The organism is Rickettsia sp., assembly GCF_965035265.1.
In genome coordinates this window covers 1-8,396 of record NZ_CBCDJS010000056.1, presented here as the reverse complement: position 1 = coordinate 8,396, position 8,396 = coordinate 1, and the positions used below count along the sequence as shown (strand labels likewise).

Genomic DNA, 8,396 nt, shown 5'->3' with positions numbered 1-8,396 from the left:
AATGCTACTGTAAAAACTTTCGGTGGCTCGATGTAGCTCAAAAGCACTTTTACTAAAATCACCTCTTTCTAATGGATATTTACAATCAATAAAAAAACTTTCGCCTCTACCAAACCAGTATTTATAATCTTCTTTAGCCATTTCTTTTACTTCGCTCCAGGGCAAATTTTTAGCTTGAGAAAGCTGAAACTCACCACTATCATATAAAAGAATACCTTCTTTTTTAATATCAGTGTAAAAATAGCGCCCCTTCTCTAATTGTCTATTTACCTCATCTATCGACTCAATAATTATAGATATCTCTGAATCGTATGGAATAATCTGATTGGTGATTACTCCTGTTTTCTCTAACCTTTTGTATATATTATCTTCTAACTTTAAAGTAGCATGCCCTTTATACTTACCTTTCTTCAGAATTATCAAAATATCGGTATCGCTATGATAGCCGTTTGGTAAATCACGTACCCAATCACCTCTAGCAAACGAACCATACAAGATAATCATAGCGATTTTATCTTGTGCAATATCTAAAATTTGGCTTACTATATAATTAAGCCTAGCTTGGATTTTTAGGGAGCGATCGGGTAAAATTGTTTTCATAATATTACTTTCTTTTTCTAATCTAAAATATAAAGACTATGATCTTTTACTATTTTGCTTATTGCTTCCAAACCTTCAGGATAATCTTTTTTTACTTTTAATATATCAGTTAAATCATGACCGCCATCTATAATAGCATGATACTCAGGGAGAATAATTTTTAAGAATAATCTCTCCCTTACACTTAATAAAACATGCGATAAATATTCTTCTTTAGAATCAAAAGAAACATATAATCTATCAAAACGTGCATAAACTTTCGTGTTATTGAATAAATACAAATAAAATTTTATAAATAACTTCTCATATTGATAATATTTTTCTTTATTTTCCTTAGAATTAAATTTTCTTTGATAATATATCATTAGTTCATCGCATTCTTCATCAGAAAGCCAGTGGTCAAAAACTGAAATACAACGAACATAATATTCTTTTCTAAGCCTTATATGATATTCTTTAGCATCTTTGTCATCCCAGTGATACTCATCATCTATTAAGGAAAACATTCTATGAAGTTTAATATTTTCCTTGCTTAAAACTTCTTTCACAATATCACCTATAATATTGATACTTTAAGTATTTAAAGAATTAGACTTTATTTTGAATGGTGAGCGAACGGAGTGTACACTTAAGTACATGAGTACGCGAATCCATGATAAAATGAAGAAATAATTCTTTAAAGACGACAAGTATTTAGATGTTAAACCTAAAATGTACTATATCCCCATCTTGCATTTTATATTCTTTACCCTCTAAACGCATTTTGCCTACTTCCTTGGCTCTTGCTTCGCTACCAAGATTTATATAATCTTCATAGCCGATAACTTCTGCTCTGATAAAACCTTTCTCAAAATCGGTGTGGATAATACCGGCAGCAGCTGGTGCAAGCGTACCATCTTTAAAAGTCCAACTATGAGCTTCTTTAGGACCGATTGTAAAGAAACTCTTCAAGTTTAGTAAATTATAGCCCTCTTTAATTACTTTACTAAGCCCCGTTTCGTGAAGACCTATAAATTTCAAAAACTCTTCTTTTTCTTCCATGCTTTCAAGTAAAGCAATCTCAGCTTCTATTTTTGAAGAAATTACCACGCTTTTAGCGTTTTCTTTCTTTGCTCTTTCTGCTACTAGTTTTGTAAACTCATTACCTATAGCTGCGTCTTTTTCAAGTACATTACATATATATAAGACAGGCTTAGAAGTAATTAACTGCAATTGCTTTAAATTATCAGCTCCTAAAGTTTCATTTAACACTCTTGCAGGTTTATCCGTGCCAAGTACCTTATAAACCTCTTTTAACAGCTCTATCTGCTCTGCCATTGTTTTATCACCTGACTTCAAGCGTTTTTCACTTGTAGCTAAACGCTTCTCAACCGATTCTATATCGGCAAGTATTAATTCCGTTTCAATAATCTCAAGGTCATGCAGCGGATCAACTTTATTATGTACATGCGTTATATCCTCATCTTCAAAACAACGCAGTACATGCAATATTGCATCAACTTCCCTGATATGAGATAAGAACTTATTACCAAGCCCCTCCCCTTTACTTGCTCCTTTAACAAGCCCTGCAATATCAACAAACTCAATATAAGACGGAATAATTTTTCCGCTTCCAGCTAAACTTGCGAGTCGTTGCAAACGCTCATCCGGCACTAAAACTTTACTGCTATTAGGCTCAATAGTACAAAACGGATAATTAGCGGCATCCGCAGCCTGACTTGCCGTTAAGGCATTAAATAACGTCGACTTACCGACATTCGGCAAACCAACAATTCCTAGTTTTAGTGTCATAAATCCTTCCGTAAATGATATGAAGCTGAATCTTTTTCATAACCGTGTCTTATAAATTCTAGTTTATATCCTAGTTTTTCATAAAAAGGTTTAGCCTGAAAATCCATAGTCGATAAAACAATAAAATTACAATCACGCTCACGTGCCAATTCTTCAGCTTTTTCCATTAATAAGCTTCCATATTTTTTATTTCTATGATTTTCATCTACAAACAATGAAGTAATATACAAACCACCCCAAAGGCTTATTCCTTGCATACCGGCAATAAAATTTTTATTTTGGTCTATACATGAGAAAGAGAAAGATTTTAAATCCCCTGTTAAACCCTTTTTCTCTTGTGCATCTTTATGAAAAGCATCCCAAATTATAGCTGAATAAGCTTTATCCATCTCTTCAGCATAAACAATTTCAAAATCTTGTGTCATAAGTGATCCTCTTAATTCAAATTTTTATGTCATTCCCGCGAAAGCGGGAATCCAAAAAAAAGTGAAATAATATTGAGCTTTTAAAAAGTTTTAAAGTACTAGATTCCTGCTTTCGCAGGAATGACATCGAGTAGGTTTCTTGAGCCATGCAGGCAACTCAGAATAACATTATCCAATCTTATTTTTAAATTCTTCTAACTTATTCTCTAATATCAAGCCAAAATTATTAGCTATTTTATCTATAGCTTGAATTGCTATTTCATATTCGGATTTCAAGAAATTATTAAGTACGTAATCTGCTACATCCTGATTATTTTGCGGTCTACCGACTCCAATTCTAATGCGATTATAATTATTGCCTATAACCCCGTCAATTGATTTTAAACCGTTATGCCCACCGTTACCGCCCCCGGTTTTAAATTTTATCCTACCCGTTTCCAAGTCAATATCATCATGAATAACAAAGATTTTTTCAAGGTGAATATTATAATATGTTTTCAAAGCTACCACCGACTTACCGGACAAATTCATATAGGTAGTGGGCTTTATAAAAATTATCTTTTGTCCATCACTAATAGTTTCAGCAATCTCACAATTAAATTTTTTCTTTATGCTAAATGATGAATTATATTGGTTTGCTATTTTCTCTATAGCAATAAAACCGATATTATGCCTCGTATATTGATACTCTTTTCCTGGATTACCAAGACCAATAATAAGGACCATAATATTTACCTAAATATGTAATGGAAAATTTTTGAAGAAATATTGATTTTGAAGAAGTACCGAATAATGTCATTCTTGCAAGGCATTATATTGCGTGGATCGAAAAACACGCTCGGTGTCATTCCCTATAGTACTGGACATTTTTCATTCTATGTCATTCCCGCGTAGGCGGAAATCCAGTTAAATAAAGCTTCAAGAAGCTTTATTTAACAAAAAATTATCTAATAAAAAAATCTTTGAAATCAAGATTTTTTTAGCATGGATCCCTGCTTTCGCAGGGATGACATCGAAGGGCACCCTCTTAAGTTGACGCTCATGTGCTTACGTAGGAAGGACATCGTAAAGTTTCTCATAATTCATCATGTATAAGGTCTATCTGTTCATACTGTGTACCTAAAAGATCAATAGCTCCATTATTAACAAAACCACAGAATTGACTGTAAGTATCATTAGAAACAGATACACCAGCCACAATACTACATAAAGACTTCAGACCTTCATTCATAAACTTTATCAGCGTCGCTTGCTCGCGTATTGTATCTCTTTGACCTTCAATAAATTTATTATATCTATGTGTATTATATTGACATTCACGCAAATCATTACCTAATTGTACCAATATATCAGAAAAAGAATTATCAAAAGATTGTTTTTCTCTCTGTTCAATATCATCATTATTCTCACCACTTACACTACTGATATAAGAAAAAAGAATTGTGGATATTATAGTATATTTTTGCTGCCATAATTCTGCTATAAATTTGTTACCAATATATTTAGCAACAGCACTATAACCAAACGGTTTATCCTTATTCATAATATTGCACTCCTTTCTTTAAGGTTAGATAATATAAAAATATGTAGCAACTTCTCTTAATATTAATTAACTAAGAAAACTACTACATAAAATTATTGCACTTAGAGGCTATTTGTAAACAAATTTTAACCATAATTTAGTTCTTTTTTGCTGCAAATTATAAGATTTTTTTGAAATATGAATAATATTCCTGCAAAAATCTTATTAATTTTCGCTAAAAAACCTCTTTAATTATTAATTAAAATTAATTTGCAAATAACCTCTTAAAGAAAAAAATAAAAAGTTTTTTAATATTATGAATTATTCAACTTACCCGGCTTATTTCCCTGCTTCTGCTACTCGCCCTTCTTCAGCTTCAGTTTTTGCTCCTCTACGTCCTATTATAGTTGCAAGAACAAATTCTTTTTTAGTAGTAAAACTGCATCCTTTCGGTAATTCTATTTTTGAAGATTTTAGCGAAGTAGCAATAGGCATATTAGTAACATCGATAGTTACGTTTCTTGGGATATTATTAACATCGCATAATAAAGTAACTCTTCTTTTTACTATATTGAAGTATCCACCTCTTTTAACACCTAAAGCTCTTTCTTTCCCTTCATATACTACAGGTACTTCCATCTTTTGGGTTTTCTCTTCTAAAAAAACAAAATCAACATGGCGTACTATATCTGTAACAGGATGTAACTCTACAGCTTTCGGCAATACTTTATATTGCTTCTTATCAATTGTTAAATTAATTAACTGAGAGATAAAAGCCGGCTTTCTATAATATTTAGTTATTTCCTTTTCTTCTAAAGAAATACTAACAGGTGTTTTACCAGCTCCGTAAATAATAGCTGGAATACGCCCTTCTCTTCTTAACGCTCTTGCTGCTCCCGTCCCAAATTCTGTGCGGGATTTTGCTTCAAGCTCTAATATTTCACTCATTATTTCAACACTTTAAAACTTAAAAAAGATTATAATAGCTTCAATTAATATAAAATTCAAGATATATTTGTAAGACAAATGTATACACAATGTCTTACAAATATTATTCTATTCCTAAAAATTTATGGGTTTGTAGAGACAACCTAGCACCGCTTTCTAGCGCTAATTTTACTGCTAACTCATTATTTTCATCATTGAGCTTTTGATCGTTTTGATCCATAGGTTGCACAAAAACCGGGATATTATAAGCTGTTTGCCCTACTTCCGGTATGATGCCATATTCTAAAATATTTTTAGCAACGATAAATTTCACTGCACTAATTTGCGGCAATAAGTCTTCTCTTATTTTACTATAACCGGTTTTACCTGCTTTCGGCGAACAAATTATATACACTCCTTTTGGCAAAGAACGATATAACGTCCCGTTAGTCTCTATTTGAACTTTAAAATCTCGGTCTAATAACTTCTGACATAATAGCTCTATAGGTTGACGCATCGGCTCGCCACCGGTTATTACTACTAAATTAATCGATTTTTCATTTTTAGAATTTAATGCCAAACTTTCGGCTTTATTTAAAATCTTATCTATATCTACTAACTCAAAATCTTCAAACTCCGTATCACAAAAATTACAAGCAAGGTTACACCCTCCTAGCCTTATAAATATGGCAGGACTACCAACAAAAATACCCTCGCCTTGTATAGTCTTAAAAATAGACTGCACCTCTAACTTAGTACCGTCACCGTTTAATATGCTTCTTTTAGGGTTTTGTCCGAACATATATTTTGCAATTAAAAACGTTAATGATGGCTATTATAGCATAAATAACAATATACTATAAATACTTAAATAAGCTTTGTAATCAAAATAAGCCTTGCAATAACTGATAAAAAAAACTATTATTAGCCTTTAGCGTAATTAACACATCGGTAACATGGCTTTGGTATGCCTAATTACCGGCAAATCTAGAAATACCAATTATAAGGAATATTATGCCTAAATTAAAAACAAAATCTGCCGTAAAAAAACGTTTTAAACTTACTGCTACCGGCAAGGTTATAGCATCTCAAGCAGGGAAAAAACACTTTATGCGTCGTCGCACTAAAGCTCAAATTCGTAACCTTAGAGGAACTACAATACTTTGTCCTCAGGACGGATATAATATTAAAAAATATTTTCTACCGTACGGTATAAATTAATTTAATTAGGAGCTAAGCAATGACGCGTGCAAAATCAGGAAAAATTTCCAAAAATCGACATAAAAAAATCCTCAAACTAGCAAAAGGTTATAGAGGTAGAGCAAGTACTTGCTTTAGAGTAGCTATTGAAAAGGTAGAAAAAGCTCTTCAATATGCTTATAGAGATCGTAGAAATCGTAAGCGTGATTTTAGAGGTTTATGGATTCAAAGAATAAATGCAGCAGTAAGAGAACATGGGCTTGTTTACTCCCAATTTATGGGAGCTCTTAAAAAGGCAGAAATTGACATAGATCGTAAAGTACTTGCAGAACTTGCTGTAAATAACAGTGACGGATTCGCAAGTATTGTAGAAAAAGCAAAAGCACATATTTAACTATTTAATGTCATCCCGTGGCTTGACCACGGGATCTTGTGTTACAGTCTGTGTCTTGAGATCTCGTGGTCAAACCACGGGATGACATATTTATAACAATTAATTTTTATTTTCGTTCGGTATAAATATTATGAAACGTACATTTCAACCTAGCAATTTAGTTAGAAAAAGAAGACATGGTTTTAGAGCTAGAATGGCTACTCCGGCTGGAAGAGCAATCTTAAGCAAACGTCGTGCTAAAGGTAGACATAAATTATCTGCTTAAAATAATCTGACTTATCAAATTGTCTATTACCTCTTTAAAAAATCAAAAAGAATTTGAGCTTATAAATAAGCTTGGAAAGAAGTTTCATGAAAGATATTTTATTTTGGTAATAGCAAAAAAACTTCCTAAAATTTTCCTTGAATCAAAATATAACGCCTTTTTAGGGATCAAAGTTAGCAAAAAGCTAAATAAAAAAGCCGTGGTTCGCAATAAAATTAAAAGGCGTATGAGACATCTAATTAGAATTATCGTTAGTGATTCTAAGCTTAAGGCTATAAAATTCGCAATGATTATTATTCCAAGAAAAGGATTTGATGAGATAAATTTCTCACATTTAAATTATGAATTAAATAAAATAATCTTGAACAATATTTAAAATAATTTCAGTTCAAGTTTGTTGCATAGCTTAAAAAAAGCGTTCTATGTCATTTCTGCGAGGCATTGTTGGGTTGATCAGTTTTCTACTGTCATCCCGCGACTTGTGAGGCGTTATTGCATAGATACCCGATTCGTCATTGCGAGGAGCGAAGCGACGCGGCAATCAAAATAATTAAACAAATTCTGATTTACAGAATTTTTTACTGGATTGCTTCGTCGAATTACTACGTAATTCTTCTCGCAATAACAAAAAACCGAGCCACGCAACAACGCCGACTTATGAGCTAGATTCAGTTAAAAATACTAATGTTTTTTGGATACCGTGAAGAGGCCACGGTATGACCTAGAGCTTTGTTTTATTTTTTATTACTTATGCCCCTTCTATCCTATAGTACCCTACGATTTTCACTTTATGTCATTCCCGCGGAAGCGGGAATCCAGTCAAATAAAGCTTTTTGGAGCTTTATTTGAAAAAAAATTATCTAATAAAAAATCTTTAAAATTAAAGATTTTTTAGCATGGATCCCTGCTTTCGCAGGGATGACATCAAGGGTTTTTTAAAAAACGTAGGGTACTATACTTCTATCCCCTCTCCTAATACTAATACTTCTACTACAGTAAATGTTGTATCTATAGTAGTTTCTTCAGGCGTAATAGTATTTATAGTAGAATTATAATATTTTTTTACTAATTCAATAATATCCAAATTATGCGTCTCTTCTGCCGTATAAATATTATAGCTATTTACCTCTATAGTAGGATGCTTAAGTACTATATCTAGAATTTCTAAATCACCTTTCTCTATAGCTTTATCAAGCATCCAAGACTCTATTTTTGCAGTATTATGGTCAAGCACAGCTTTTAAAATAGCAAAATCACTTTTCTCTATCGCTC

General features: G+C 32.2%; 12 protein-coding genes and 1 pseudogene. 4 read left to right on the top strand and 9 right to left on the bottom strand.

The features are described from left to right. The 8 genes from AC1Z7D_RS04620 to AC1Z7D_RS04585 all read right to left on the bottom strand — a co-directional run. On the bottom strand, nt 1-600 hold a 600-nt coding region (locus AC1Z7D_RS04620), incomplete at its 3' end, for a nucleotidyltransferase domain-containing protein (RefSeq protein ID WP_482602393.1). A 17-nt stretch (nt 601-617) separates the two neighbouring features. Then, nucleotides 618-1,148 carry a hypothetical protein gene (locus AC1Z7D_RS04615; protein ID WP_482602391.1) on the bottom strand — a complete coding sequence of 177 codons (531 nt, stop codon included), beginning with the start codon at nt 1,146-1,148 and terminating at the stop codon, nt 618-620. A 145-nt stretch (nt 1,149-1,293) separates the two neighbouring features. Then, nucleotides 1,294-2,391 (bottom strand): redox-regulated ATPase YchF, encoded by a 1,098-nt coding sequence (gene ychF / locus AC1Z7D_RS04610; protein ID WP_482602389.1) that lies wholly within the window; start codon nt 2,389-2,391, stop codon nt 1,294-1,296. After that, nucleotides 2,388-2,816, bottom strand: coding sequence for a GNAT family N-acetyltransferase (locus tag AC1Z7D_RS04605; RefSeq protein WP_482602387.1), 429 nt, complete (start codon nt 2,814-2,816; stop codon nt 2,388-2,390). The genes ychF and AC1Z7D_RS04605 overlap by 4 nt, the downstream gene beginning before the upstream one ends. Before the next feature lie 168 nt (nt 2,817-2,984). Next, a complete protein-coding gene (gene pth, locus AC1Z7D_RS04600; RefSeq protein ID WP_482602385.1) occupies nt 2,985-3,542 on the bottom strand; it encodes an aminoacyl-tRNA hydrolase in 558 nt (185 codons plus the stop codon). A 349-nt stretch (nt 3,543-3,891) separates the two neighbouring features. Then, the gene (locus AC1Z7D_RS04595) at nt 3,892-4,359 is read right to left on the bottom strand and encodes a hypothetical protein (RefSeq protein WP_482602383.1); all 468 of its coding nucleotides are present in this window, start codon (nt 4,357-4,359) and stop codon (nt 3,892-3,894) included. A 318-nt stretch (nt 4,360-4,677) separates the two neighbouring features. Then, nucleotides 4,678-5,286, bottom strand: a complete 609-nt coding sequence (locus tag AC1Z7D_RS04590) for a 50S ribosomal protein L25/general stress protein Ctc (protein WP_482602381.1) — start codon at nt 5,284-5,286, stop codon at nt 4,678-4,680. Between the two features lie 103 nt (nt 5,287-5,389). Continuing rightward, entirely contained in the window at nt 5,390-6,067 is a 678-nt protein-coding gene (locus tag AC1Z7D_RS04585) for a 7-carboxy-7-deazaguanine synthase QueE (protein ID WP_482602379.1), read from the bottom strand. A 212-nt stretch (nt 6,068-6,279) separates the two neighbouring features. Between AC1Z7D_RS04585 and rpmI the strand changes: the two genes are divergently transcribed. The 4 genes from rpmI to rnpA all read left to right on the top strand — a co-directional run bounded on the left by rpmI (nt 6,280) and on the right by rnpA (nt 7,500). Further along, on the top strand, nt 6,280-6,486 hold the full coding sequence (rpmI, locus tag AC1Z7D_RS04580) for a 50S ribosomal protein L35 (protein WP_202068800.1): 207 nt from the start codon (nt 6,280-6,282) through the stop codon (nt 6,484-6,486). A 19-nt stretch (nt 6,487-6,505) separates the two neighbouring features. Next, nucleotides 6,506-6,859, top strand: coding sequence for a 50S ribosomal protein L20 (gene rplT / locus AC1Z7D_RS04575; RefSeq protein ID WP_482602376.1), 354 nt, complete (start codon nt 6,506-6,508; stop codon nt 6,857-6,859). Between the two features lie 130 nt (nt 6,860-6,989). Then, entirely contained in the window at nt 6,990-7,124 is a 135-nt protein-coding gene (gene rpmH / locus AC1Z7D_RS04570; RefSeq protein ID WP_341786901.1) for a 50S ribosomal protein L34, read from the top strand. Nucleotides 7,125-7,143: 19 nt separating this feature from the next. Further along, a complete protein-coding gene (rnpA, locus tag AC1Z7D_RS04565) occupies nt 7,144-7,500 on the top strand; it encodes a ribonuclease P protein component (protein WP_482602374.1) in 357 nt (118 codons plus the stop codon). A gap of 576 nt (nt 7,501-8,076) precedes the next feature. On the opposite strand, the pseudogene AC1Z7D_RS04560 reads toward rnpA, so the two are convergent. Continuing rightward, a pseudogene (locus AC1Z7D_RS04560) lies at nt 8,077-8,396 on the bottom strand (hypothetical protein); the annotation flags it as partial.

Excerpts from the sequence above, each read along its gene's own strand:
- ychF (WP_482602389.1), bottom strand. The coding sequence starts at position 2,391 with ATGACACTAAAACTAGGAATTGTTGGTTTGCCGAATGTCGGTAAGTCG.
- AC1Z7D_RS04605 (WP_482602387.1), bottom strand. The coding sequence starts at position 2,816 with ATGACACAAGATTTTGAAATTGTTTATGCTGAAGAGATGGATAAAGCT.
- pth (WP_482602385.1), bottom strand. The coding sequence starts at position 3,542 with ATGGTCCTTATTATTGGTCTTGGTAATCCAGGAAAAGAGTATCAATAT.
- AC1Z7D_RS04595 (WP_482602383.1), bottom strand. The coding sequence starts at position 4,359 with ATGAATAAGGATAAACCGTTTGGTTATAGTGCTGTTGCTAAATATATT.
- AC1Z7D_RS04590 (WP_482602381.1), bottom strand. The coding sequence starts at position 5,286 with ATGAGTGAAATATTAGAGCTTGAAGCAAAATCCCGCACAGAATTTGGG.
- AC1Z7D_RS04585 (WP_482602379.1), bottom strand. The coding sequence starts at position 6,067 with ATGTTCGGACAAAACCCTAAAAGAAGCATATTAAACGGTGACGGTACT.
- rpmI (WP_202068800.1), top strand. The coding sequence starts at position 6,280 with ATGCCTAAATTAAAAACAAAATCTGCCGTAAAAAAACGTTTTAAACTT.
- rplT (WP_482602376.1), top strand. The coding sequence starts at position 6,506 with ATGACGCGTGCAAAATCAGGAAAAATTTCCAAAAATCGACATAAAAAA.
- rpmH (WP_341786901.1), top strand. The coding sequence starts at position 6,990 with ATGAAACGTACATTTCAACCTAGCAATTTAGTTAGAAAAAGAAGACAT.